At 63.3% G+C, this 23,507-nt stretch carries 25 protein-coding genes; all 25 read right to left on the reverse strand.

The features are described from left to right. Positions 1-11: 11 nt before the first annotated feature. Positions 12-1,559: an NADH-quinone oxidoreductase subunit M gene (locus tag AC4HIX_RS13190; protein ID WP_490399261.1), complete on the reverse strand. Its 1,548-nt coding sequence runs from the start codon at positions 1,557-1,559 to the stop codon at positions 12-14. Next, positions 1,559-3,679: an NADH-quinone oxidoreductase subunit L gene (gene nuoL, locus AC4HIX_RS13195; RefSeq protein ID WP_490399262.1), complete on the reverse strand. Its 2,121-nt coding sequence runs from the start codon at positions 3,677-3,679 to the stop codon at positions 1,559-1,561. The genes AC4HIX_RS13190 and nuoL overlap by 1 nt, the downstream gene beginning before the upstream one ends. A 6-nt stretch (positions 3,680-3,685) precedes the next feature. Continuing rightward, positions 3,686-3,991 carry an NADH-quinone oxidoreductase subunit NuoK gene (gene nuoK, locus AC4HIX_RS13200; RefSeq protein WP_222502136.1) on the reverse strand — a complete coding sequence of 102 codons (306 nt, stop codon included), beginning with the start codon at positions 3,989-3,991 and terminating at the stop codon, positions 3,686-3,688. Positions 3,992-3,995: 4 nt separating this feature from the next. Then, positions 3,996-4,598, reverse strand: a complete 603-nt coding sequence (locus AC4HIX_RS13205; RefSeq protein WP_421053488.1) for an NADH-quinone oxidoreductase subunit J — start codon at positions 4,596-4,598, stop codon at positions 3,996-3,998. Beyond that, complete coding sequence (locus AC4HIX_RS13210; protein WP_490399263.1) at positions 4,595-5,029, reverse strand: carboxymuconolactone decarboxylase family protein; 435 nt, start codon at positions 5,027-5,029, stop codon at positions 4,595-4,597. Before AC4HIX_RS13210 ends, AC4HIX_RS13205 begins: the two co-directional genes overlap by 4 nt. Before the next feature lie 73 nt (positions 5,030-5,102). Further along, positions 5,103-5,597, reverse strand: a complete 495-nt coding sequence (nuoI, locus tag AC4HIX_RS13215) for an NADH-quinone oxidoreductase subunit NuoI (protein WP_027237101.1) — start codon at positions 5,595-5,597, stop codon at positions 5,103-5,105. A gap of 3 nt (positions 5,598-5,600) precedes the next feature. Next, the gene (nuoH, locus tag AC4HIX_RS13220; RefSeq protein WP_039145417.1) at positions 5,601-6,638 is read right to left on the reverse strand and encodes an NADH-quinone oxidoreductase subunit NuoH; all 1,038 of its coding nucleotides are present in this window, start codon (positions 6,636-6,638) and stop codon (positions 5,601-5,603) included. 6 nt (positions 6,639-6,644) lie between these two features. Beyond that, on the reverse strand, positions 6,645-7,031 hold the full coding sequence (locus AC4HIX_RS13225; protein WP_490399264.1) for a YNQ4 family lipoprotein: 387 nt from the start codon (positions 7,029-7,031) through the stop codon (positions 6,645-6,647). After that, positions 7,028-9,046, reverse strand: a complete 2,019-nt coding sequence (gene nuoG, locus AC4HIX_RS13230) for an NADH-quinone oxidoreductase subunit NuoG (protein WP_490399265.1) — start codon at positions 9,044-9,046, stop codon at positions 7,028-7,030. The genes AC4HIX_RS13225 and nuoG overlap by 4 nt, the downstream gene beginning before the upstream one ends. A gap of 3 nt (positions 9,047-9,049) precedes the next feature. Beyond that, the gene (locus tag AC4HIX_RS13235) at positions 9,050-9,454 is read right to left on the reverse strand and encodes a DUF5333 domain-containing protein (protein ID WP_490399266.1); all 405 of its coding nucleotides are present in this window, start codon (positions 9,452-9,454) and stop codon (positions 9,050-9,052) included. Between the two features lie 101 nt (positions 9,455-9,555). Then, on the reverse strand, positions 9,556-9,918 hold the full coding sequence (locus AC4HIX_RS13240; RefSeq protein WP_490399267.1) for a hypothetical protein: 363 nt from the start codon (positions 9,916-9,918) through the stop codon (positions 9,556-9,558). After that, positions 9,915-10,331, reverse strand: coding sequence for an MAPEG family protein (locus AC4HIX_RS13245; protein ID WP_490399268.1), 417 nt, complete (start codon positions 10,329-10,331; stop codon positions 9,915-9,917). The genes AC4HIX_RS13240 and AC4HIX_RS13245 overlap by 4 nt, the downstream gene beginning before the upstream one ends. A gap of 6 nt (positions 10,332-10,337) precedes the next feature. After that, entirely contained in the window at positions 10,338-11,636 is a 1,299-nt protein-coding gene (gene nuoF, locus AC4HIX_RS13250; RefSeq protein ID WP_490399269.1) for an NADH-quinone oxidoreductase subunit NuoF, read from the reverse strand. Positions 11,637-11,642: 6 nt separating this feature from the next. Then, positions 11,643-11,870 carry a DUF5337 domain-containing protein gene (locus AC4HIX_RS13255; RefSeq protein WP_421053480.1) on the reverse strand — a complete coding sequence of 76 codons (228 nt, stop codon included), beginning with the start codon at positions 11,868-11,870 and terminating at the stop codon, positions 11,643-11,645. A gap of 45 nt (positions 11,871-11,915) precedes the next feature. After that, positions 11,916-13,085: an NADH-quinone oxidoreductase subunit E gene (locus AC4HIX_RS13260; protein WP_490399270.1), complete on the reverse strand. Its 1,170-nt coding sequence runs from the start codon at positions 13,083-13,085 to the stop codon at positions 11,916-11,918. Continuing rightward, positions 13,085-14,320, reverse strand: coding sequence for an NADH-quinone oxidoreductase subunit D (locus tag AC4HIX_RS13265; RefSeq protein WP_490399308.1), 1,236 nt, complete (start codon positions 14,318-14,320; stop codon positions 13,085-13,087). Before AC4HIX_RS13265 ends, AC4HIX_RS13260 begins: the two co-directional genes overlap by 1 nt. Continuing rightward, the gene (locus tag AC4HIX_RS13270) at positions 14,320-14,925 is read right to left on the reverse strand and encodes an NADH-quinone oxidoreductase subunit C (RefSeq protein WP_490399271.1); all 606 of its coding nucleotides are present in this window, start codon (positions 14,923-14,925) and stop codon (positions 14,320-14,322) included. Before AC4HIX_RS13270 ends, AC4HIX_RS13265 begins: the two co-directional genes overlap by 1 nt. 17 nt (positions 14,926-14,942) lie before the next feature. Then, the gene (locus AC4HIX_RS13275; protein ID WP_421053476.1) at positions 14,943-15,476 is read right to left on the reverse strand and encodes a NuoB/complex I 20 kDa subunit family protein; all 534 of its coding nucleotides are present in this window, start codon (positions 15,474-15,476) and stop codon (positions 14,943-14,945) included. Next, positions 15,467-15,832 carry an NADH-quinone oxidoreductase subunit A gene (locus AC4HIX_RS13280; protein WP_024090668.1) on the reverse strand — a complete coding sequence of 122 codons (366 nt, stop codon included), beginning with the start codon at positions 15,830-15,832 and terminating at the stop codon, positions 15,467-15,469. Before AC4HIX_RS13280 ends, AC4HIX_RS13275 begins: the two co-directional genes overlap by 10 nt. A gap of 235 nt (positions 15,833-16,067) precedes the next feature. Next, positions 16,068-16,850, reverse strand: a complete 783-nt coding sequence (locus tag AC4HIX_RS13285; protein WP_490399272.1) for a crotonase/enoyl-CoA hydratase family protein — start codon at positions 16,848-16,850, stop codon at positions 16,068-16,070. Positions 16,851-16,870: 20 nt separating this feature from the next. Beyond that, on the reverse strand, positions 16,871-17,728 hold the full coding sequence (locus tag AC4HIX_RS13290; protein WP_490399273.1) for a hydroxymethylglutaryl-CoA lyase: 858 nt from the start codon (positions 17,726-17,728) through the stop codon (positions 16,871-16,873). A gap of 79 nt (positions 17,729-17,807) precedes the next feature. Next, positions 17,808-19,745: an ATP-binding protein gene (locus tag AC4HIX_RS13295; RefSeq protein WP_490399274.1), complete on the reverse strand. Its 1,938-nt coding sequence runs from the start codon at positions 19,743-19,745 to the stop codon at positions 17,808-17,810. Between the two features lie 88 nt (positions 19,746-19,833). Next, entirely contained in the window at positions 19,834-21,438 is a 1,605-nt protein-coding gene (locus tag AC4HIX_RS13300; RefSeq protein WP_490399275.1) for a carboxyl transferase domain-containing protein, read from the reverse strand. Further along, positions 21,435-21,887, reverse strand: coding sequence for a hypothetical protein (locus AC4HIX_RS13305; protein WP_490399276.1), 453 nt, complete (start codon positions 21,885-21,887; stop codon positions 21,435-21,437). The genes AC4HIX_RS13300 and AC4HIX_RS13305 overlap by 4 nt, the downstream gene beginning before the upstream one ends. Next, entirely contained in the window at positions 21,884-23,413 is a 1,530-nt protein-coding gene (locus tag AC4HIX_RS13310) for an AMP-binding protein (RefSeq protein WP_490399277.1), read from the reverse strand. Before AC4HIX_RS13310 ends, AC4HIX_RS13305 begins: the two co-directional genes overlap by 4 nt. Positions 23,414-23,507: the final 94 nt, after the last annotated feature.

Below are 23,507 nucleotides of genomic sequence, written 5' to 3' on the forward strand. Positions count from 1 at the left end.
CTGATGCTCCCTTAATGCGAAGCAATCTGGGTGGCTGCCGAGGTGTCGGCCGCCGCCAGAGACTGGTTGAAGTTTGCAATCAGCGCCTCGGTCGAGGGCGCGATGATGTCGGTGACCAGCGAGGGGTAGACACCCAGCAGCAGGGTCATGGCGACCAGCGGCGCAAAGACGAACCGCTCGCGCGCGGACATGTCGCGGATGCCCATCAGGCTGCCCTTGATCAGGTCGCCGAACACCACGCGGCGGTAGAGCCACAGCGCATAGCCCGCCGAGAAAATCACGCCGGTCGCCGCCACCGCGGTCACCCAGGTGTTTTTCTGGAAGGCGCCCATAAGGGTCAGGAATTCACCGACAAAGCCCGAGGTGCCCGGCAGGCCGACGTTGCCCATGGTGAAGAACATGAAGACCAGCGCGTAGGCAGGCATCCGGATCACCAGGCCGCCATAGGCGTCGATGTCGCGGGTGTGCATGCGGTCATAGATCACGCCGACGCAGAGGAAGAGCGCGGCGGAGATGAAACCGTGCGACAGCATCTGGAAGATGGCGCCGTCGATGCCCTGCTGGTTGGCCGCAAAGATGCCCATGGTGACAAAGCCCATGTGTGCAACCGAGGAATAGGCGATCAGCTTCTTCATGTCTTCCTGCACCATCGCCACCAGCGAGGTATAGACAACCGCAATCGCGGACATCCACAGGACCACATCGGTCATCACATCCGCGCCCACCGGGAACATCGGCAAGCTGAAGCGCAGGAAGCCGTAGCCGCCCATCTTCAGCAGGATCGCTGCCAGCACCACGGAGCCCGCAGTCGGCGCCTGCACGTGCGCGTCCGGCAGCCAGGTGTGCACCGGCCACATCGGCATCTTCACCGCGAAGGAGGCGAAGAAGGCCAGGAACATCAGCGTCTGTGCACCGCCCACGATGTGAACACCCAGCACGTCAAAGGACGCCGCCGAGAAGCTGTGGGTCAGCAGGGTTTCAATGTCGGTGGTGCCGGCATCCACATACATGAACACCATCGCCACCAGCATCAGCACCGAGCCGAAGAAGGTGTAGAGGAAGAACTTGAAGGAGGCGTAGATCCGCTCCTTGCCGCCCCAGATGCCGATGATCAGGAACATCGGGATCAGGCCTGCCTCGAAGAACAGGTAGAACAGCACCAGGTCCAGCGCCATGAAGACACCCAGCATCAGGGTCTCCAGGAGCAGGAAGGCGACCATGTATTCCTTGACGCGGGTCGTCACGTTCCAGCTGGCCAGGATGGTCAGCGGCATGATGAAGGTGGTCAGCATCACGAACAGAACCGAGATGCCGTCGACGCCCATCTTGTACTTGAGGCCAAAGATCCACTCAGCCTCTTCCAGGAACTGGAAGCCGGTGTTGGCCGGGTCGAACTGGGCGTAGATGCCCAGGCTCACCAGGAAGGTGATCGTGGTGGCAAAGAGCGCAACAAACTTGGCGTTGCGCTGCGCCGCCTTATCCTCGCCGCGCAGGAACAGGGCCAGAATGGCCGCCGCGAGCGCCGGGATGAAGGTGACAATAGAAAGGAGATTGTCCATCAGTGCGCTCCTCCGCCGATCGACATCCAGGTGACCAGGGCTGCAATGCCCAGCACCATCCAGAAGGCATAAGTGAAGATGTACCCGGACTGTGCGCGTCCGGCGAGACGGGTGAAGAAGGGCACAACGCCCATGGCAAGGCCATTGAGGAAGCCGTCGATGGTTCCGCCGTCGCCGCGCTTCCAGAAGAAGCGGCCAAGCGCCAGAGCCGGTTTGACGAAGATCACATTGTAGATTTCGTCAAAGTACCACTTGTTAAGCAGGAACAGGTACAGCGGACGCTGCTGCTGTGCCAGGCGGTTGGGCAGCGACGGGTTCCAGATGTAGAACCACAGTGCCAGCACCAGGCCGCCCACCATTGCCATGAACGGGGACAGTTTCACCCATTTCGGCGCCGCGTGGGCATCCTCCAGGATGTGGTTGTCCGGCGCAATATACAGCGCGCCCTCGCCCGGTTGGCCGGCAAACACATAGTGGTGCTCGCCTTCACCGCCGTGAGCAGCCTCTTCGCCGTGCGCGGCTTCCTCGCCAAGGGTAGCGGTTTCGCCATGCGCGGCCTCTTCGCCATGATCCGCAGCGGAAGCTTCCGCCACCGGGATGCCATAGAACTTGCCGACCTGATCGGCGTGGCCGAAGAAGCTGCCGTACCAGATCATGCCTGCTGTGATCGAGCCCACCGCCAGCACGCCGAGCGGCACCAGCATGGTCCAGGGGCTTTCATGCGCGTGGTCGTGGGTGTGCTTGTCCCCGCGGGCCTCGCCGTAGAAGGTCATGAACATCAGGCGCCACGAGTAGAAGGAGGTCATGAAGGCCGCGATTACCAGCGCCCAGAAGCCGAACATCGAGCCGCCCGCATAGGCGCTTTCGATGATGGCGTCCTTGGAGACGAAGCCGGCAAAGCCAACCCAGCCGCTGAGCGGGATGCCAACGCCGGTAATGGCCAGCGTGCCGATCATCATCGCCCAGAAGGTATAGGGAATCTTTTTGCGCAGGTTGCCGTAGTTCCGCATGTCCTGCTCGTGGTGCATCGCATGGATCACCGAACCGGCGCCAAGGAACAGCATCGCCTTGAAGAAGGCGTGGGTGAACAGGTGGAACATCGCCGCCGAGTACATGCCAACACCAGCCGCCACGAACATGTAGCCCAGCTGCGAGCAGGTCGAATAGGCGATCACGCGCTTGATGTCGTTTTGCACGAGACCCACGGTCGCGGCAAAGAAGGCGGTTGCTGCACCCAGCACGGTGATGAAGGCCGCGGCCTCAGGCGCGAACTCGATCAGCGGCGACATGCGGCAGACCAGGAACACGCCGGCGGTCACCATGGTAGCGGCGTGGATCAGCGCCGACACCGGGGTCGGGCCTTCCATTGCGTCCGGCAGCCAGGTGTGCAGCAGCAGCTGCGCCGATTTGCCCATCGCACCGACAAACAGCAGGAAGGCCAGCAGGTTCGCCGCATTCCACTCGGTCCACAGGAAGGAGACCTGGGTTTCCGCGAGCGTGGGTGCAGCGGCAAAGATGTCCGCCAGGTTGATGCTGTCGGTCAGGAAGAACAGGCCGAAAATCCCCAGCGCAAAGCCGAAGTCGCCGACGCGGTTGACGATGAAGGCCTTCATCGCCGCCGCATTGGCGCTAGGCTTGCGGTAGTAGAAGCCGATCAGCAGGTAGGATGCAACGCCCACGCCTTCCCAGCCGAAGAACATCTGCACCAGGTTATCCGACGTCACAAGCATCAGCATCGCGAAGGTGAAGAACGACAGGTAGGCAAAGAAGCGCGGCTTATAGCTCTCGCCCTCTTTCCACTGCGGGTCATGGTCCATGTACCCGAAGGAATAGAGGTGCACGAGCGACGAGACCGTGGTGATCACGATCAGCATGATCGCGGTCAGCCGGTCCAGCCGGATCGCCCAGGAGGTCGACAGCGAGCCGCTTTCGATCCAGCGGAAGATCTCGATGTTCTGGGTCACCCCGTCAAACGCCAGGAAGGTGATCCAGCTGAGCAGCGCCGACAGGAACAGCAGTGCCGTGGCGGTCACGGTGGCGGCTTTCCCGCCGATCATCTTGTGGCCGAAGCCGCAGATCACGGCCCCCACCAGAGGGGCAAAGAGAAGGATGGTTTCCATGGTTCTTTAGCCCTTCATCACGTTGACGTCTTCGACGGCAATGGTGCCGCGGTTGCGGAAGAAGCAGACCAGGATCGCAAGGCCGATGGCAGCCTCAGCGGCGGCCACGGTCAGCACGAACAGGGTGAAAACCTGCCCCACCAGGTCGCCCAGGAAGGAAGAGAAAGCGACCAGGTTGATGTTCACCGCCAGGAGCATCAGTTCGATGCTCATCAGCAGGATGATCACGTTCTTGCGGTTCAGGAAGAGCCCGAAAATGCCGATGACGAACATGGTCGCCGCGACGGTCAGATAATGTTCAAGTCCAATCATTGGATCACAGCCCCTGCCCCGGTTTCACGTCCTTGAGCTCCATCGCTTTGGCCGGGTCGCGCATCATCTGGGCAACCACGTCCTGGCGCTTGACGTCGGTGCGGTGGCGCAGGGTCAGCACGATCGCGCCGATCATCGCCACCAGCAGGATCAGGCCCGCCAGCTGGAACAGAAGGAAATATTGATCATAGATGATGAGGCCCAAGGCCTCGGTGTTGTGGCGGTCCGCAGGCACCGGATTGGCCAGCAGCTCAGGCGCCTTGTGGGCGGTTTCCCAAACGCCGAAGGCCATCACGAACTGCATCAGGATGACCAGGCCGATCAGCAGCGCCAACGGCATATAGCGCGCCATCTCCGCCTTTAGCTCCGCAAAGTCCACGTCCAGCATCATCACCACAAACAGGAACAGTACCGCAACCGCGCCCACGTAGACGATGACCAGCAGCATGGCGACGAACTCCGCCCCCAGCAGCACAAACAGCCCGGCCGAGGAAAGGAAGGCCAGGATCAGCCACAGCACCGAATGCACCGGCTGGCGGCTGATCACGGTGAACAGCCCGCCGGTGATGGCGCTGATGGCGAAGAGGTAGAAGGCAAAAACGCTCATGTCTCATCGTCCCTTTTGTCGTCCATGACCGTTTGCGCCAGATCCAGCGCCCGGTTCATGGCCGGAATGCCGGCAAAGACCGACATCTGTCCGATCGTTTCCACGATCTCTTGTTTCTTGGCGCCGGCCGCGAGGGCGTGGCGCACGGTCTGGCGCAAGGCACTGTCAGCCTGAGCGCCCTGCATTGTCAGCCCGGCCAGAGTCAGCAGCAGCCGGGTCTTGGCATCCAGCCCGTCCTTGTTGACGGTGTTGCCGAACATCATTTCCATGACCTCTTTGGGCATGGTGGGCCACAGTGCCTCGAACTCCCTGAAGGCCTCGGAGGGCGAGAAGTTCTCCAGCGCCGGGTTGAACGCCTTGGCCATCTGCTGGGCCTGGGCCTGCATCTGTTCCATCATGGCCTCAAACGGATTGGGCGGCTGTTTGGTCATGTCCTCTCCTCCGGCCAAGAATTTCCAGCAAAATTCTTGGCAAAAGTTTTTGGAAAACTTTTGCGCCCGCGCCTCATCGGTAGGGCGCGTCGATTTCCAGGTTGCGGGCAATCTCGGCTTCCCAGCGCTCGCCGTTGGCCAGGAGCTTCTCCTTGTCGTAGAACAGCTCTTCGCGGGTCTCGGTGGCGAATTCGAAATTCGGGCCTTCGACAATCGCGTCCACCGGGCAGGCTTCCTGACAGAAGCCGCAGTAGATGCATTTGGTCATGTCGATGTCATACCGCGTGGTGCGGCGGCTGCCGTCTTCGCGCGGTTCCGCGTCGATGGTGATCGCCTGCGCCGGGCAGATCGCCTCGCAGAGTTTGCAGGCAATGCAGCGCTCCTCGCCGTTCGGGTAGCGGCGCAGCGCGTGCTCACCGCGGAAGCGGGGCGACAACGGCCCCTTCTCGTGCGGGTAGTTCAGAGTGGCCTTGGGCGCGAAGAAATACTTCAGCCCCAGTTTGAAGCCGACCCAAAAATCCTGCAGCAGGAAGTATTTGGCGGCGCGGGTGTAGTCGATGTTCGCCATCGGTCAGCCTCCCACGGTCCAGCGGGCGAAGATGCCCCAGAACCAGTCAAATTTTGCAGCAAAGGACACGAAGACCACCCAGGCCAGCGAGAACGGCAGGAACACTTTCCAGCCCAGGCGCATCAGCTGGTCGTAGCGGTAGCGCGGGGTGATCGCCTTTACCATTGCGAAGAGGAAGAAGAAGAACGCCATCTTGGCGACCATCCACAGCACGCCGTCGGGCAGGCCCGGGATCGGGGACAGCCAGCCGCCGAAGAACAGCAGGGTTGTCAGCGCGCACATCAGGAAGATGGCGATGTATTCACCGGCCATGAACAAGAGGAACGGGGTTGCCGAGTATTCCACCTGGTAACCCGCAACCAGTTCCGATTCCGCTTCCGGCAGGTCGAACGGCGGGCGGTTGGTTTCCGCCAGCGCCGAGATGAAGAACAGGAAGACCATCGGGAAATGCGGGATCCAGTACCAGTTCAAAAGGCCCAGATCGCCGTCTTGCGCACGCACGATGTCGCCGAAGTTCATCGACCCGGTGGAGATGATCACGCCAATGATGATCAGACCGATGGAGACCTCGTAGGAGATCATTTGCGCCGCAGAGCGCAAGCTGCCCAGGAAAGGGTATTTCGAGTTCGACGCCCAGCCGCCCATGATGACGCCGTAAACTTCCAGCGAGGACACCGCGAAGACATAGAGGATAGCGACGTTGATGTCGCTGAGGACCCAGCCGTCGTTGAACGGGATCACCGCCCAGGCGATCATCGCGAGCACGAAGGAGGTCATCGGCGCCAGGATGAAGACGGTGCGGTCGGCGCCGGCCGGGATCACCACCTCTTTCACCACGTATTTCAGCGCGTCGGCCACCGATTGCAGCAGGCCGTAGACGCCCACCACGTTCGGGCCCCGGCGCATCTGGACCGCGGCCCAGATCTTGCGGTCCCCGTAGACGAGGAACAGGAGCGAGATCATCACAAAGGCAACAACTGCAAGCACTTGCGCCAGGATCAGAACAGCGATGCCGCCTGGAGTGTTAAAGAAATCAGCCATAGGTCCTCACACCGTGGGTATTCCGTTCGCCGCGCAATCCGCGACCACGACTTCAGCGTCGATGGTGCGCAGCCCGCGCGGCAGCGAGGGCGAAATCAGATAGACCGCATCAGCGGTCCGGCTGCCCCCTGCCTGTTTCGTTGTCGTGCGCACATGGCGCGCAAACCCGTAGCCCCGGATCAGCGCGTATTGCGCGGCGGCGCATTCCGCATAGGTATCAAGATCGCCCTCCAGGCGCGGACCGCGCATGGAAACGTGAAATTGCACCAGATCGCCCTCCAGCAGGCTGGTCTCCACCCCGTCGTATACCGGGGCGGGCCGCACTCCTCCGCTGCCGGGCGCCATCGCGCAGGCGGCCAGCAGGAAGGGCGTTATGAGGGCGAAGCGGATCATTCGGCGGCCAGTTTCCCGGTTGCGCGGGCTTTCACGCCTGCCGACAGTTCCGCCATCAGCTGGGACGCGCGGGCGATCGGGTTGGTCAGGTAGAAATCCTTGACCGCGGGCAGGAAACCGGCGTTGCCGAGCTTGTCCTGTTCCAGCAGTTCGCCGTCCTTCTCAGCCACTTCGTCGATCCGGGCCAGGTGCGGAACCTCAGCCACCAACGCCTGGCGCAGCTGCGCCAGCGAGTCATAGCCCAGCTGAGCACCGGCTTCGGCGCTGAGCGCACGCAGGATAGCCCAGTTTTCCTTGGCCTCGCCCGGCGCAAAGCTCGCGCGCATGGCCAGCTGCGGGCGGCCTTCGGTGTTCACGAACAGGCCGTTTTCCTCGGTATAGGCCGCGCCCGGCAGGATCACGTCGGCGCGGTGTGCGCCGCGGTCGCCGTGGGAGCCCTGGTAGATCACGAATGCACCTGCGTCGATTTCCACCTCATCAGCGCCGAGGTTGTAGATCACCTCTGCCCCGTCGATAGCCGCTGCCATGCCGCCTTCGGTCACAGCACCGACATCCATCGCACCAACGCGGGAGGCGGCCGTGTGCAGCACCAGAAGTTTGGAATCGGTATCTGCGGCCAGCTTCTGCGCCGCGGCCAGAACCGCCAGGCCGTCAGCCTCGCGCAGGGCGCCCTGCCCGACGATCACGACGGAGGGCGCGTCCTTGACGGCGCCGTAGTCCTTGTCCAGCAGGCTGTCCAGCGCGGCGCGGTCGGTGCCGACATGGGCATAGTCATAGGTCAGGTCTGCCGGCTGGCCGACCAAGCCCACTTGCGCACCGTTCAGCCAGGCCTTGCGGATGCGGGCGTTCAGCACCGGCGCCTCGTCACGCGGGTTGGTGCCGATCAGCTGGATAAACTTGGCGCTGTCGATGTCCTCGATGGTGGCGGTGCCGGCATAGCCCGCGCGGTTGCCGATCGGCAGGCGGGCATTGTCGGTGCGGCATTCCACCTTGCCGCCCAGGCCCTCGACCAACTGCTTGAGGGCAAAAGCCGCCTCAACCGGGACCAGGTCGCCGATCAGGCCCGCAATTTTCTTGCCCTTCATGGCGTTTGCCGCCGCGGAAAGGGCTTCCGGCCAGGTCGCGGGCTTCAGCTTGCCGTCGACGCGCACATACGGCCGGTCAAGGCGCTGGCGGCGCAGGCCGTCCCAGACAAAGCGGGTCTTGTCGCTGATCCACTCCTCGTTCACGCCGTCGTGGTTGCGCGGCAGAATGCGCATCACTTCGCGGCCCTTGGTATCAACCCGGATGTTCGAGCCAAGCGCGTCCATCACGTCGATGGTTTCGGTCTTGGTCAGTTCCCAGGGCCGTGCGGTAAACGCATAGGGCTTGGACGTCAGCGCGCCCACCGGGCACAGGTCGATGATATTGCCCTGCAGGTTCGATTGCAGGGTTTCGTTCAGATAGGAGGTGATCTCCGCATCCTCGCCGCGCCCTGTTTGGCCCATCTGGGTGATGCCCGCGACCTCAGTTGTGAAGCGCACGCAGCGGGTGCAGGAGATACAGCGGGTCATCGCGGTGCCGACCAGCGGCCCTAGATCCAGATCGTCCACCGCACGCTTGGGCTCGCGGAAGCGGGAGAAGTCGACGCCATAGGCCATCGCCTGGTCCTGCAGGTCGCATTCGCCGCCCTGATCGCAGATCGGGCAGTCCAGCGGGTGGTTGATCAGCATGAATTCCATCACGCCTTCGCGGGCCTTCTTGACCATGGGTGAATTGGTTTTCACCTGCGGCGCCTGGCCTTCGGGGCCGGGGCGCAGATCACGCACCTGCATCGCGCAGGAGGCCGCCGGTTTCGGCGGGCCGCCGACAACTTCAACCAGGCACATGCGGCAGTTGCCCGCGATGGACAGCCGCTCATGATAGCAGAAGCGCGGGATCTCGACGCCGGCCTCCTCACAGGCCTGGATCAGGGTCATTGCCCCATCCACCTCGATCTCGGTTCCGTCAATGTTGATCTTGCGGAGGTCAGACATGGTCTATTTCGCCCTCAGTAACACGCCGATCGCGCTGTTCTTTTCGATTTCCGCGCGGCCATAGGCGCAGAAGGTTTCCGGTTTGCCGTAGTCCACGCCGTTTTGCGCCAGGAGTTGTTCTCCCTTGGCACGCATCCGGTCCTTTTCGGCATCAGATTCGATGTAGTCGCGGATTTCCGCGTCCGTGTACCCCAGCGCGTTTGCCCGCGCTTTGAGCCGGCGCAACTCGCCCAGCCCTTTCAGGTAGCGGGGGGAGATTTCGTCACAATAGTCCGAGACTTCCTTGGCCACAGCTACGGCAAACAGCGGGTCTTCGATTTCCTGCACGTCGCGAAGCGACGGTTTGGCCAGCGCCGCGGCAGGCAGGGCAACAGCAGTGGTCAGGACAACGGCAATCAAGGCACGCATGGCAAGAGACTCCTTCAGTTTCGAAGCCCCCATGCGCAGGCGCGAGACGCTGCTATGCAATAGCAGACCGGCCTTTCGGCCCTGATATGCCGGAAATCCGCTCACGGGGTGCAGGTCCCCTGGAAGGTTGCGCGGCCATCGGTCAGGGTCAGCGGCGCGGTCTCGTCCCTCGGGTCGATTGCCCAGGCGATCTTGGACGAGCCATACGTGACCACGCAGTATTTCGTCCCGGCATGGTGTGCCGCCTCGCGCGCGCCCCTGACGGAGCGGTCCGCGCCCTTGATTTCGACGTAGAACACGGCCGGGTCCGTCTTTTTGTCGACGGGCTTGGCCTTGGCCGTGAACGGCACGCCGTCATACAGCACGCGGTTGTTGCTGGCCGTGGTGCCGCAGGCCGTCAGCAGCGCTGCCGCTGCAAGGCAGGCCGTCGGCACCGCCATCCGGTATGTCTTAAGAATGCTCAAAATACTGCCGCCAATGTCATAAGTGCCAGGCCGCCCATGCAGGCCCAGCCAATCACGTAAAAAACCGACCGCAACCCGCCGTGCGGCTTGCCGGTCCCGCGCAGGTGGACAACGATCATGATCACCCGGGCCGCCAGCGCCAATGAGGCCAGCAAGTTCACCCAGAACGGCGCCGCACCGGCCAGAATGGCCGCCAGTGTCACGGTCAGGAAGGCCGGCAGCGTCTCGCAGCCGTTCAGATAGGCCCGGTTCAGACGGTAGGCTTTGACTGCATAGTCCTCATCCGGCGTGGCGCCCGGAGCGAGGCCCGCCTTCTGCTTGGCCAGCGCCGAAAACGGCGACAGCGCCAGGATGATCAAGGTAAAGATCACCAGCGCGGCCAAGGCGTGGGAATATGCGGCGAAAGCTTCCATCAAGGGTTACTCCGCCGCCATCGCGCCCATGCGGCCCGATTTCTGGGCCTTGATGCGGTCCTCGATTTCCTCGCGGAAGTTCTTGATCAGGCCCTGGATCGGCCAGGCCGCCGCGTCGCCAAGGGCGCAGATGGTGTGGCCCTCGACCTGCTTGGTCACGTCCCACAGCATGTCGATTTCTTCCATTTCGGCCTCGCCCTTCACCAGGCGGTCCATCACACGCATCATCCAGCCGGTGCCTTCACGGCAGGGCGTGCACTGGCCGCAGCTTTCGTGCTTGTAGAACTTGGACAGACGCCAGATCGCCTTGATGATGTCGGTCTGCTTGTCCATCACGATCACCGCCGCGGTGCCGAGGCCCGAGCCCAGCTCCCCGCGCAGGTAGTCGAAATCCATGATCGCATCACGCATATTCTCGCCGCGCACGCACGGCACGGAGGAGCCGCCGGGGATCACCGCCAGCAGGTTGTCCCAGCCGCCGCGGATGCCGCCGCAGTGCTTCTCGATCAGCTCCTCAAAGGAGATCGACATCGCCTCTTCAACCACACAGGGGTTGTTGACGTGGCCGGAGATCGCAAACAGCTTGGTACCCGCATTGTTCTGGCGGCCGAAGCCCGCGAACCAGTCGGCGCCGCGGCGCAGGATGGTGGGCACAACGGCGATGGATTCCACGTTGTTCACGGTGGTCGGGCAGCCGTAAAGACCCGCGCCCGCCGGGAACGGCGGCTTCATCCGGGGCATACCCTTCTTGCCTTCGAGGCTTTCGATCAGGGCGGTTTCCTCGCCGCAGATATAGGCCCCTGCCCCGTGATGCAGAAAGATGTCGAAATCCCAGCCGGACCCGGCCGCGTTCTTGCCCAGGAGGCCCTGGTCGTAGGCTTCGTCGATTGCCGCCTGCAACGCCTCGCGCTCGCGGATGTATTCGCCGCGCAGGTAGATATAGCAGGTGTGCGCGTTCATCGCGAAGGAAGCGATCAGGCAGCCCTCGATCAGCGTGTGGGGATCGTGGCGCATGATTTCGCGGTCCTTGCAGGTGCCGGGCTCGGATTCATCAGCGTTTACAACCAGATACGCCGGGCGGCCGTCGCTTTCCTTGGGCATGAAGGACCACTTGAGACCGGTCGGGAAGCCCGCGCCGCCGCGGCCGCGCAGACCGCTGTCTTTCATGGTCTGAATGATCCAGTCGCGGCCCTTTTGAATCAGACCCGCAGTGCCATCCCAATGGCCGCGTGCCTTGGCGCCCGCCAGCGTGCGCTCGTGCATCCCGTAAAGGTTGGTAAAGATCCGGTCCTGATCCTTCAGCATGTGTGCCTACCTTTGGCTGTCCCGGCGCATGCGCCAGAGTTGAAATATGTTGACCAGGGCATAGATCATGCCCGCCAGCGCGGCGAAGTCGAACAGCAGCGCATAGCGCCCCGGCAGCCCCATCATCGGGCCGATGAACAGCGACAGCACGATCCACAGCGAAATGGTCCCGGCAATCACAAGCGCGATGTGCCGGCCCTTTGCTGCAATGGCCTGGTCCTGTTCCTTGGTCATCTGTTTCCTATCACCCAAACCCGGCCCCAGGGGGCCGCGGCCAGATTATTCGTCGTCGTCGTAAATGTGCTCTTCTTTGGCACGCCGGGCGAACTCGGTCTCATCACCCACTTGCAGCCGTTTCGCCTGCTCGACCCAGCCATCGCGGGAGATCCGGCCCCGGAACTTAAGACGGGAATCGACCCAGGCGATCTCTTCCTCGGTCCAGTCTGCGATCTGGTCGAAGTGGAAGAAGCCGAGTTCGTTCAGTTTGGCCTCCAGCTTGGGCCCAACCCCTTTCAGCAGCTTGAGGTCATCGGCCAGGCCGCCGCGGGCTTCCTTCAGAAGCTCCGGCTGGCTTTCCTCAGTTGCTATTGCCGCCGCGCCCTCCGGCGAGGCAGGCTCAGCCGCGTCGGATTTCTTCACTGGCGCCGACTTGACCGCCTCCGCTTGCTTGGCTGCGGGAACCGGGGCTTCCGGAGCCTTCGGCGGCTGGCCTTCGGCCGCACGGCCGGCGACGACACCATCCTTGCCGATCCACGGGGTCAGCAGCGGCACTTCATCGCCCTGAATGCGTTTGATGCCGTCCTTGACGTCCATCGCCAGCTGCACGCTCGCATTGTACTGTGTCTTGCCGCTGTCGAAGTCGGTCAGCGAGGTGAGGCCGGACTTCGGCTCAGCCGCGTAACGGCCGTTCTGCGGGCCCGGCGCCACCAGCGTGCCAGCGGCCAGATCGTCAAGCAGCTTGGCAAAGCCTTCTGCCGTCAGATCCTCGTAATAGTCCTTGCCGATCTGCGCCATCGGGGCGTTGGTGCAGGCCCCCAGGCACTCGACCTCTTCCCATGTGAACTTGCCATCCGCCGACAGGGTGAACGGCTTGTTGGCGATCTTCTCCTGGCAGACGGCGATCAGGTCCTCTGCGCCGCAGATCATGCAGGAGGTGGTGCCGCAGATCTGAACATGGGCAACGGAACCAGTCGGTTGCAGCTGGAACATGAAGTAGAAGGAGGCAACCTCCAGCACCCGGATGTAAGCCATGCCGAGCATGTCGGCGATGGCCTCGATCGCAGGCTTGGAGACCCAGCCTTCCTGTTCCTGCGCGCGCCACAGCAGCGGAATAACCGCCGAGGCCTGGCGGCCCTCAGGATATTTGGTGATTTGCGCCTCGGCCCATGCCTGGTTGGCCGGGGTGAAGGCAAAACTCGCGGGTTGTTCGGAATGCAGACGGCGAAGCATTAGCGGTCAATCTCTCCAAATACAACGTCCATGGTGCCGATGATGGCGGCGACGTCGGCCAGCTGGTGGCCCTTGGCAACGTGGTCCATCGCCTGCAGGTGCAGGAAGCCCGGCGCGCGGATCTTGGAGCGGTAGGGTTTGTTGGTCCCATCCGCCACCAGGTAGACGCCGAACTCGCCCTTGGGCGCCTCGACGGCGGCGTAGACTTCGCCTGCGGGCACGTGGAAGCCTTCGGTGTACAGCTTGAAATGGTGGATCAGGCTTTCCATCGAGGTCTTCATGTCGGTGCGCTTGGGCGGGGTCAGCTTGCCGCGGGCCAGCACGTCGCCGGTGGCTTCGCGCAGCTTGGCAATCGCCTGGCGGATGATCGAGGTCGACTGGCGCATCTCTTCCATCCGGCAGAGGTAGCGGTCGTAGCAGTCGCCGTTCTTGCCAATCGGCACCTGGAACTCGAACTCGTCATAGCATTCATAGGGCTGCGCCCGGCGCAGATCCCAGGCGAGGCCGGAGCCGCGCACCATGACGCCGGAGAAGCCGTATTGCTGAATGTCCTCCTCGGTCACCACACCGATGTCGCAGTTGCGCTGCTTGAAGATGCGGTTTTCGGTCAGCAGGCCGTCGATATCGTCCAGCACCTTGGGGAATTCCATCGCCCAGAGGTCGATATCATCCAGCAGCTCATCCGGCAGGTCCTGATGCACGCCGCCGGGGCGGAAGTAGGCCGCGTGCAGGCGCGCGCCGCAGGCCCGCTCGTAGAAGATCATCAGCTTTTCGCGCTCTTCAAAGCCCCACAGCGGCGGGGTCAGCGCGCCGACGTCCATCGCCTGCGTGGTGACGTTCAAGAGGTGGTTCAGCACCCGGCCGATTTCCGAGTACAGAACCCGGATCAGCTGGCCGCGGCGCGGCACTTCGGTGCCGGTCAGCTTTTCGATGGCCAGGCACCAGGCATGTTCCTGGTTCATCGGCGCCACATAGTCGAGGCGGTCGAAATACGGCAGGTTCTGCAGGTAGGTGCGGCTTTCCATCAGCTTTTCGGTGCCGCGGTGCAGCAGGCCGATATGCGGATCGCAACGCTCAACAATCTCGCCGTCGAGTTCGAGCACCAGACGCAAAACGCCATGCGCCGCAGGGTGCTGCGGGCCGAAGTTAATGTTGAAGTTGCGGATCTTCTGCTCGCCGCTCAGCGCGTCGACGCTGCCGTCGTCATACTTGGCGTCAAATTTGGAGCCGTCCATCATTGCGCCCCCTCCTTCTCGTCGCCGGGCAGGATGTATTCGGCACCTTCCCACGGGGACATGAAATCAAATTGACGGTATTCCTGCACCAGTTTCACCGGCTCATAGACCACGCGCTTCTGCGCGTCGTCATAGCGGACCTCGGTATAGCCGGTGGTCGGGAAATCCTTGCGCAGCGGGTAGCCGCGGAAGCCGTAGTCGGTCAGCAGCCGGCGCAGGTCCGGATGGCCCGAGAACAGGATACCGAACATGTCGTAGACTTCGCGCTCGAACCAATTGGCCGAAGGGTGCACGTTCACGATCGAGGGCACCATCTCATCCTCGCGCACAGCGGCACGCAGGCGGATGCGCTGGTTCCGGTACATCGACAGGAAGTGGTAGACAACGTCGAACCGCTTGCCGCGCTCGGGGTAATCCACCGCGGTGATGTCCACCAGGGTTGAAAACTTGCAGTTCGGGTCCGATTTCAGGAATTCCACCAGACCGGCGATGTTGGAGGGCGTCACGTCGATGTTCAGCTCGCCAAAGGACACTTCCCAGGCCACCACGCAATCAGGGCGTTTCGCTTCGATCTGGGCGCCAAGCTCTTTCAGTGCTTCAGTCATATCTGTTCCGCCCTTCCTTAGCGCACCAGGGTGCCGGTGCGGCGGATCTTGCGCTGCAGCTGCATAAGGCCATAAAGCAGCGCCTCAGCCGTTGGCGGGCAGCCCGGCACGTAGACGTCAACCGGCACAACCCGGTCGCAGCCGCGCACCACAGAATAACTGTAGTGGTAATAACCGCCGCCATTGGCGCAAGAGCCCATCGAGATCACATACCGTGGCTCGGGCATCTGATCGTAAACCTTGCGCAGGGCCGGTGCCATCTTGTTGGTGAGGGTGCCCGCAACGATCATCACGTCCGACTGGCGCGGGGAGGCGCGCGGCGCGATACCGAAGCGTTCGGCGTCATAGCGCGGCATCGAGGTGTGCATCATCTCCACCGCGCAGCACGCCAGACCGAAAGTCATCCAGTGCAGCGAACCTGTGCGCGCCCAGTTGATGATGTCCTCGGCCGAGGTGAGCAGAAAGCCCTTGTCCTGCAGCTCGGCATTGAGGGCCCGGGTGACGACTTCCTTGTCGACACCGGCGGTGTTGGGTCCGGTCATCACTGCCATTCCAGGGCCCCTTTCTTCCATTCATAGGCAAAGCCGATGGTCAGCACGCCCAGGAACACCATCATAGACCAGAAGCCGGTGTCGCTGATGTCCTTGAAACCGACGGCCCAGGGAAACAGGAAAGCGATTTCCAGGTCAAAAATGATGAAGAGAATCGACACCAGGTAAAACCGGACATCGAATTTCATTCGGGCGTCGTCGAAAGCGTTGAAACCGCATTCATAGGCGCTGACCTTCTCCGGGTCCGGATTGCGGACCGCCAGCACAACGGCTGCCAGGATGAGGACAATCCCCAAACCTGCCGCGACGGCCAGGAAGACCAGGATCGGCAGGTATTCCCTCAACATCTCTTCCAAGAGCAGCTCCTTTCCCCGGCGGTTTCCCGCGCGACGTCAATTGGCGTGTTGATTTGAAGTGTGTCTACCCCTCCGCCCCTACAGCGTCAACTAAGGCAAGGTTAAACAACGGGGGTTTGTGACAGGAAAAAGCACTGCCGCAACAGGTCTGTAATCTCTTAGTGATTTCATAAGAAAAGCGGCCGCAACGAAAGCTGCAGCCGCCTTTCAAAAGTGAGTCGGGAATACCGGTTTCTCAGACCTGCCAGCCGGGCTTGCGCTTCTCGAAAAAGGCGCTGATGCCTTCGCGCGCCTCCTCCCCTTCCCAGCGCTCGACAAGCGCCTCAATTGTGTGGTCGATCACAGCGTCATCCAGCCTCGGCCCCAGGTCACGGGCCAGCTGCTTGGCCGCGGCCACCGCCCCCGGCGCACAGTTGAGATAGGGCGAAACCTCCGCCTCAACCGCCTCGGCCAGCTGGTCCGCCGGAACCGCTTTGGCCAGCAGGCCAAGCTCCACAGCCTCATCCGCGCCAAACAGCCGCGCCGACATGAACACCCGGCGCGCCTTGGCCTCGCCCATCCGGGCAATCACGTAGGGTCCGATGGTGGCGGGAATCAGCCCCAGCTTGGTTTCGGTCAGGCCCATCTTCAGATGGTCCGCCCCAATCGCCACGTCGCAGACCGAGGCCATGCCAACGCCGCCGCCAAACGCATTGCCCTGCAGCGCCCCGATCACCGGCTTGGGCAGGGTGTTGAGCGCCATCAGCATTTCCGCCAGCACCCGTGCCTCGCGGCCCCGGGTTTCGGCATCCGCGTCCATCTGCTGGCGCATCCAGCTGAGGTCGCCGCCCGCGCAAAAGCTCTTGCCCGCGCCGGTCAGCACCACCACGCGGACAGTTTCGTCCGTCGCCAGCCGCTTGGCCGCCAGCGTCAGCTCCTGCAGCATCTGGCCTGACATCGCGTTGTGCTTGTCCGGGCGGTTCAGGGTCAGGGTGCAGACGCCGCGGTCGTCGGTGTCCAGGGTGATCGTTTCAAACATCTTGATTCTCCGCTGAAATCTTACTGCAGGCCGCGCATGGCGCGGGCCATCGCGGCAGCCTCTGCCAGCACATCCGCGTCCAGCCCGGTGTCATAGCCCAGCTCCGTCAGACGCTTGTGCACCGCTTCGGTGGCCACATTGCCCGCGGCCCCCGGCGCATAGGGGCAGCCGCCAAGGCCGCCCACAGCGGCATCGAACACCCGCACGCCCAAGTCCAGCGAGGCCTCGATATTGGCCAGCGCCCGGCCCGCGGTGTCGTGATAATGACCTGCAAGCCGCCCTGCTGGCACCTGCTGGACCACAGCTTGCAGCATCGCCGAGATCGTCTCTGGTGTGCCCTGCCCGATGGTGTCGCCCAGCGAAATCTCGTAGCAGCCCAGCTCGAACAATCGCCCGGCCACCTCAGCCACCTTCTGCGGCGGCGTCGGCCCGTCAAAAGGGCAGTCCGTCACGCAGGACACATAGCCGCGCACCGGCAGCCCGATATCCTTTGCCGCGTCCAGAATAGGCAGAAAGCGGGTGATGCTTTCCTCGATGGTGGCGTTGATATTCGCCTTGGAAAACCCTTCGGAGGCCGAGGCGAAGACCGCAATCTCGTCCGCCTTGGCCGCCACTGCATCCTCAAACCCGCGCATGTTGGGGGTCAGGGCTGCATAGCGGACTCCCTCGGCACGGGAGATGCCCGCCAGCACTTCACCCGAACCAGCCATCTGAGGCACCCATTTGGGCGACACAAAGCTTGCCACCTCAATGCGCTTGAACCCGGCGCGGCTGAGGCAATCGGTCAGCGCCACCTTCTCCGCAACCGGGATCTCCCGCTTTTCATTCTGCAGCCCGTCGCGCGGACCGACCTCAAAGATCTCGGCAAACTCGCCCATGGAACGCCCCTTCGGCTTCATCTTTCCAAAAATACTCAAACTGCAGCGGGGGCGGCAAACGCACCGCCCCGGACCTGGATCAGCTGTCTTCTTCTTCCAGCCGCACCAGCGCAGCGCCGGCCTCGACCTGATCACCGGCAGAGGCCAGCACTTCGGCCACAACCCCATCACGGGCCGCCAGCAGCGAGTGCTCCATCTTCATGGCTTCCAGGATCGCAAGACGGTCGCCTTCCTTCACCGCCTGGCCCGCATCGGCGAACACCGCCTTGACCAGGCCCGGCATCGGCGCCTCGACCACATTCATGTCGCCGCCCGCGGCCGCTGCGCGATCGAGCGGATCCACTACAGTGAATTCCAGCCCGTAGGCATCATGCACGGTGATCAGCGTGCCGGACTGAGAAACCGTCGGCATCCGCCGCTCGCCGATCCGCCACTGGCCCTGGCTGCGCTCGGCCACGACGGTTTCGCCTTCGATGGTCCACAGCTGCCGGTCCGGCCCGTCCACCTGCACATCGGCGGTGAACTCTTCACCTGCATGGGTCAGGGTCACGGCCCGGTGCAGCGGCGTCCACAGGCTGAAGCCGGTGTGCGGCGCGGGCTGCACCAGGTCCAGCGCCACCATGCCGGCCGCTGCCTTGTGGCGCAGCTCGACCTCCGGCGCGGCCACCAAAGCGTCCAGATCGCGGGCGATCAGGCCGGTGTCCACGTCGCCTTCTGCAAACCCTTCGTGCGCCGCCAGCGCGCCAAGGAACGCCAGGTTGGTGACGGTGCCGCCGACCTCAGTGTCCTCCAGCGCGCGCGCCAGCCGCGACAGCGCCACCTTGCGGGTGGAGCCATGCACGATCACCTTGGAGATCATCGGGTCGTACCAGGGGCTGATGGTGTCCCCTGCCCGCACACCGCTGTCGGCGCGGGCCTCTGCCGGGAAGGACAGATGCGTCAGCGTGCCGGTTGCGGGCAGGAAGCCCTTGGGCACGTCCTCTGCATAAAGCCGTGCCTCAAAAGCGTGGCCGGTGATGGAGAGGTCATCCTGCTTGGCAGGCAGGCTTTCGCCCGAGGCCACACGCAGCTGCCATTCCACCAGATCGACGCCAGTGATCAGCTCGGTCACTGGGTGTTCCACCTGCAGGCGGGTGTTCATTTCCATGAACCAGAAGCCATCCGGGCGCAGTCCGTCAGAGCCGTCGACGATGAACTCAACCGTGCCTGCGCCCTTATAGCCGATCGCTTCAGCCGCGCGCACGCCGGCCTGGCCCATCGCCTCGCGCATCTCCGGGGTCATGCCGGGCGCCGGAGCCTCTTCGATCACCTTCTGGTGGCGGCGCTGCAGCGAGCAGTCGCGCTCGAACAGATGCACCGCCTGGGTCCCGTCGCCAAAGACCTGAACCTCGATATGACGGGGCTGCTGGATGTATTTCTCGATCAGAACGTCGGGGTTCCCAAAGGCGGTGGTTGCTTCGCCCTGCGCACTTTTCAGGCCATCGGCAAAGTCTTCCGGTTTCTCAACCAGCCGCATCCCCTTGCCGCCGCCGCCGGCAACCGCCTTGATCAGCACCGGGTAGCCGATTTTTCCCGCCTCGGCGGCCAGGAACTCCGGGTCCTGGTTGCTGCCGTGGTAACCGGGCACCACCGGCACGCCGGCCTCTTCCATCAGCGCCTTGGCGGCGTCCTTGAGGCCCATCTTGCGGATCGCATCCGCAGACGGCCCGATGAACACAAGCCCCGCGGCCTCCACCGCCTCGACGAATTTCGGGTTCTCCGACAGGAAGCCGTAGCCCGGGTGGATCGCCTGGGCACCGGTTTCCTGCGCCACCCGGATGATCTCATCCCCTTTCAGGTAGCTGTCCGCCGGGGCCGGGCCGCCGATATGCACGGCCTCATCCGCCATCTGCACGTGTTTTGCGGCGGCGTCGGCGTCGGAATAAACCGCCACGGTGCGCACGCCCATGATGCGGGCGGTTTCCATCACGCGGCAGGCGATTTCGCCGCGGTTGGCAATCAGGATCTTGTCAAACATGGGGTTGGTCCTTTGTCTGGATCTCTGGAGCGGGGGCTGCCTGCCCCCGGACCCCCGGGGATATTTCTGGCCAGATGAAGAGCGGATCTTACATCCGGAAAACACCGAAGCGCGTGTCTTCGATCGGCGCGTTCAACGCTGCGCTGAGCGACAGTGCCAGCACGTCGCGGCTCTTGCGCGGGTCGATGATGCCGTCGTCCCAAAGGCGCGCGGAAGCATAAAGCGGGTGGCTCTGCTCCTCGAACATCTCGATGGTGGGGCGTTTGAATTCGGCCTCTTCCTCGGCGCTCCAGCTGCCGCCCTGGCGCTCGATGGCGTCGCGCTTGACGGTGGCCAGCACACCCGCCGCCTGCTCGCCGCCCATCACCGAGATGCGGGAGTTCGGCCAAGTCCACAGGAAACGGGGCTGATAGGCGCGGCCCGACATGCCGTAGTTGCCCGCGCCGAAGGAGCCGCCGACCAGCATGGTGACCTTTGGCACGTTTGTGGTCGCCACCGCCGTCACCATCTTGGCGCCGTGGCGGGCGATGCCCTCGTTCTCATATTTTCGGCCGACCATGAAGCCAGTGATGTTCTGCAGGAACACCAGCGGGATCTTGCGCTGGCTGCACAGCTCCACGAAATGCGCGCCCTTCTGAGCGGCTTCGGAGAACAGCACGCCGTTGTTGGCGATGATGCCGATCGGGCAGCCCTTGAGGTGGGCAAAGCCCGTGACCAGCGTTTCGCCGAAGCGAGGCTTGAACTCGTCGAAACGGGAGCCGTCCACCAGCCGCGCGATCACTTCGCGGATATCATAAGGCGTGCGCAGGTCGCCGGGCACCACACCGAGGATTTCCTCCGGGTCATAGGCGGGCTCCTCGGGGCTGGCCCAGTTCACCGTCAGAGGCTTGGTGATGTTCAGCGACTGAACCGCGCGCCGGGCCAGCGCCAGCGCGTGGGCGTCATCCTCGGCCAGGTAATCAGCCACGCCGGACAGGCGCGTATGCACGTCGCCGCCGCCCAGGTCTTCGGCGCTGACGACCTCGCCCGTAGCGGCCTTCACCAGCGGCGGGCCTGCGAGGAAGATGGTGCCCTGCTCTTTCACGATGATGGTGACATCCGACATCGCCGGCACATAGGCGCCGCCTGCGGTGCAGGAGCCCATCACAACGGCAATCTGCGGGATGCCCTTGGCCGACATCCGCGCCTGGTTGTAGAAGATGCGCCCGAAGTGGTCGCGGTCGGGGAAGACCTCATCCTGGTTGGGCAGGTTGGCGCCACCCGAGTCCACCAGGTAGATGCAGGGCAGGCGGTTTTCCTCGGCAATCTCCTGCGCGCGCAGGTGTTTCTTGACGGTCATCGGATAATAAGTGCCGCCCTTCACGGTGGCGTCGTTGCAGACCACCATGACCTCCTGCCCGTGCACCCGGCCGATGCCGGCGATCACACCCGCTGCAGGTGCCGCGCCATCATACATCGCGTGCGCCGCGGTGGCGCCGATCTCCAGGAATGGGGAGCCGGGGTCCAGCAGGTTCGCCACCCGGCGGCGCGGCAGCATCTTGCCACGGCTTTCGTGCCGGGCGCGGGACTTCTCGCCGCCGCCCATGCGCGCGGCCTCCGCCGCCTCGCTGATCTGCGCGAGGGCTTCGAGATGCGCCTCGCGGTTCTGCTTGAAGCCTTCCGAAGAGGGCATCGCCTTGGATGTGAGTTTCATTCTTCATCCTCCAGTTTCGCCAGCCAACCTGCCAGAGAGGCACTGGCGTGATATGTTCTAAGCGCCTGAAATGCAGCGCATTCAGAATTCGCCTCAACGCATGACGCAGTAGATGTATTCCGCAGAATTCTCAGCCGCTGCTTGTAGTTGTTCATTTGCAGTGGCGTACCTTGAACCGTATCAGGCAAACCTGCCAACAAGCGCTGTATCTTTTCTTGAAAATGGACTGTGATATCCGCAAAACAGGTTTGAGGTTCTGTTGCATGCCGACAGTAGACGAGGATCACTCCCGTGCATTCTTCTCTGCGGCTTACCCAGTCCTTTCCACTCATTGTTTCCGCCAGGCAACGCTCGACCCATTTGGAGGGTGATTGCTCTTCACCATTGGCGGCAACACCACTCCCTACGGCCAAAACGCTTGCCAAAAAGAGCGACAGATTTCGGGTCACTGCTCAATTTCCCCCACAGCCCGCGCCTTCAGCTCCTTGCGGATCACCTTGCCGGTCACGGTCATCGGCAGCGCGTCCAGAAACGCGACCTCGCGCGGGTAGGAATAATGCGCGAGGCGGTCCTTGACGTAGTCCTGCAGTTCATTCTCGGAGGCGCTGGCACCTTGCTTCAGTACCACATAGGCCTTTACGATCTCGGTGCGCAGGGTGTCGGGCTTGCCGACCACGCCCACCGTCGCCACCGCGGGATGGGTCAGCAGGCAATCCTCGATCTCCGCCGGTCCGATGCGGTAGCCGCCGGAGGTAATAACATCATCCTCACGGCCGACAAAGCGCAGGTAATCACCCTCCCAGATGCCGCGATCGCCAGTCACCAGCCACTCCCCGCGGAACTTGGCGGTGGTCTCTTCGGGCCGGTTCCAGTACTCCAGCAGCATCGAGGCCGAGCCGCGGCGTATGGCGACGTCGCCCTCGCCTTCTGTAGGGTTGCCCGCCTCGTCGATCACTGCCAGCTCATGCCCTGGCACCGCCTTGCCGATACAACCCGGGCGCGGTTCGAAACCGGCGGCGCAGGAGGAGGCCACCATGTTGCATTCGGTCTGGCCGTAGAATTCGTTGATGGTCACGCCCAGCCGGCGCCGGCCCCAGGCGAGCATTTCGGCGCCCAGGGGCTCTCCGCCGCTGGCAACCGAGCGCAGGCCGTCGAGCCCCTGCCCCGCTGCCTTGAGCATACGAAGCGCGGTTGGCGGGAAGAAGATGTTGCGCACACCGGCCCTAGCGATCAGATCGGCGCAAGCTTCGGGGGTGAATTTGTCCAGCCGCGCAGCCACCACCGGCACGCCCAGCGCAAGGCCCGGCATCAGCACGTCGAACAATCCGCCGATCCAGGCCCAGTCGGCCGGGGTCCAGAGGACATCGCCCGGCTGGCCGAGGTGGTCGTGGCTGATGGCAACCCCCGGCAGGTGGCCCGTCAAAACCCGGTGGCCGTGCAGCGCCCCCTTGGGGCTGCCGGTGGTGCCGGAGGTGTAAATCAGAACGGCAGGGGTATCCGGCGTCGTGTCCGCAAAAGGCACCGGCGCACCGTCAATGCCTGCCTCTGCTGCCATCACCGCTTCAGCCAGGTCTCCCAAAAGGCCGGCGCCCTCGGCATCGGTGAAGACAAAGCGCACACCCGCGTCGCCGGCGCGGGACGCCAGCGCGTCGTGCTTGAACAGTTTGAACAAGGGCACCGAGATGCCGCCCGCCTTCCAGATGGCCAGATGCGCCGCCGCGCACCAAGGCGACTGGCTGAGCAGCACCCCGACCCGGTCGCCGGGCTGGATACGCTCCAGCAAATAGCGGGCCAGCCCATCCGTCATCAACGCGAGCTCGCCGTAGGATATATCGCGCCGCGCCACGCCGGTCATGTCGATAAGAGCAGTCTTCTCAGCCGGTTGCGCCAGGCATTGCGCAGCCATATTCAGCCGGTCCGGCAGGTCCCAGCGGCCATCAGCGCGAAGTCCAGGAATGTTACAATCATCATGCATATTTAGACATTCCCGAAACGCATGACAGCCATGCAATTTTTCACTGGCTTTTCAATGGCAAAGCAATCGGCCCCTTGATCCAGATCAGAGTTTC

Source organism: Leisingera sp. (assembly GCF_982940295.1).

Bases quoted from the DNA above. Each gene is read 5' to 3' on its own strand.
- AC4HIX_RS13190 (WP_490399261.1), bottom strand. From the start codon at position 1,559: ATGGACAATCTCCTTTCTATTGTCACCTTCATCCCGGCGCTCGCGGCG.
- nuoL (WP_490399262.1), bottom strand. From the start codon at position 3,679: ATGGAAACCATCCTTCTCTTTGCCCCTCTGGTGGGGGCCGTGATCTGC.
- nuoK (WP_222502136.1), bottom strand. From the start codon at position 3,991: ATGATTGGACTTGAACATTATCTGACCGTCGCGGCGACCATGTTCGTC.
- AC4HIX_RS13205 (WP_421053488.1), bottom strand. From the start codon at position 4,598: ATGAGCGTTTTTGCCTTCTACCTCTTCGCCATCAGCGCCATCACCGGC.
- AC4HIX_RS13210 (WP_490399263.1), bottom strand. From the start codon at position 5,029: ATGACCAAACAGCCGCCCAATCCGTTTGAGGCCATGATGGAACAGATG.
- nuoI (WP_027237101.1), bottom strand. From the start codon at position 5,597: ATGGCGAACATCGACTACACCCGCGCCGCCAAATACTTCCTGCTGCAG.
- nuoH (WP_039145417.1), bottom strand. From the start codon at position 6,638: ATGGCTGATTTCTTTAACACTCCAGGCGGCATCGCTGTTCTGATCCTG.
- AC4HIX_RS13225 (WP_490399264.1), bottom strand. From the start codon at position 7,031: ATGATCCGCTTCGCCCTCATAACGCCCTTCCTGCTGGCCGCCTGCGCG.
- nuoG (WP_490399265.1), bottom strand. From the start codon at position 9,046: ATGTCTGACCTCCGCAAGATCAACATTGACGGAACCGAGATCGAGGTG.
- AC4HIX_RS13235 (WP_490399266.1), bottom strand. From the start codon at position 9,454: ATGCGTGCCTTGATTGCCGTTGTCCTGACCACTGCTGTTGCCCTGCCT.
- AC4HIX_RS13245 (WP_490399268.1), bottom strand. From the start codon at position 10,331: ATGGAAGCTTTCGCCGCATATTCCCACGCCTTGGCCGCGCTGGTGATC.
- nuoF (WP_490399269.1), bottom strand. From the start codon at position 11,636: ATGCTGAAGGATCAGGACCGGATCTTTACCAACCTTTACGGGATGCAC.
- AC4HIX_RS13255 (WP_421053480.1), bottom strand. From the start codon at position 11,870: ATGACCAAGGAACAGGACCAGGCCATTGCAGCAAAGGGCCGGCACATC.
- AC4HIX_RS13260 (WP_490399270.1), bottom strand. From the start codon at position 13,085: ATGCTTCGCCGTCTGCATTCCGAACAACCCGCGAGTTTTGCCTTCACC.
- AC4HIX_RS13265 (WP_490399308.1), bottom strand. From the start codon at position 14,320: ATGGACGGCTCCAAATTTGACGCCAAGTATGACGACGGCAGCGTCGAC.
- AC4HIX_RS13270 (WP_490399271.1), bottom strand. From the start codon at position 14,925: ATGACTGAAGCACTGAAAGAGCTTGGCGCCCAGATCGAAGCGAAACGC.
- AC4HIX_RS13275 (WP_421053476.1), bottom strand. From the start codon at position 15,476: ATGGCAGTGATGACCGGACCCAACACCGCCGGTGTCGACAAGGAAGTC.
- AC4HIX_RS13285 (WP_490399272.1), bottom strand. From the start codon at position 16,850: ATGTTTGAAACGATCACCCTGGACACCGACGACCGCGGCGTCTGCACC.
- AC4HIX_RS13290 (WP_490399273.1), bottom strand. From the start codon at position 17,728: ATGGGCGAGTTTGCCGAGATCTTTGAGGTCGGTCCGCGCGACGGGCTG.
- AC4HIX_RS13295 (WP_490399274.1), bottom strand. From the start codon at position 19,745: ATGTTTGACAAGATCCTGATTGCCAACCGCGGCGAAATCGCCTGCCGC.
- AC4HIX_RS13300 (WP_490399275.1), bottom strand. From the start codon at position 21,438: ATGAAACTCACATCCAAGGCGATGCCCTCTTCGGAAGGCTTCAAGCAG.
- AC4HIX_RS13310 (WP_490399277.1), bottom strand. From the start codon at position 23,413: ATGCATGATGATTGTAACATTCCTGGACTTCGCGCTGATGGCCGCTGG.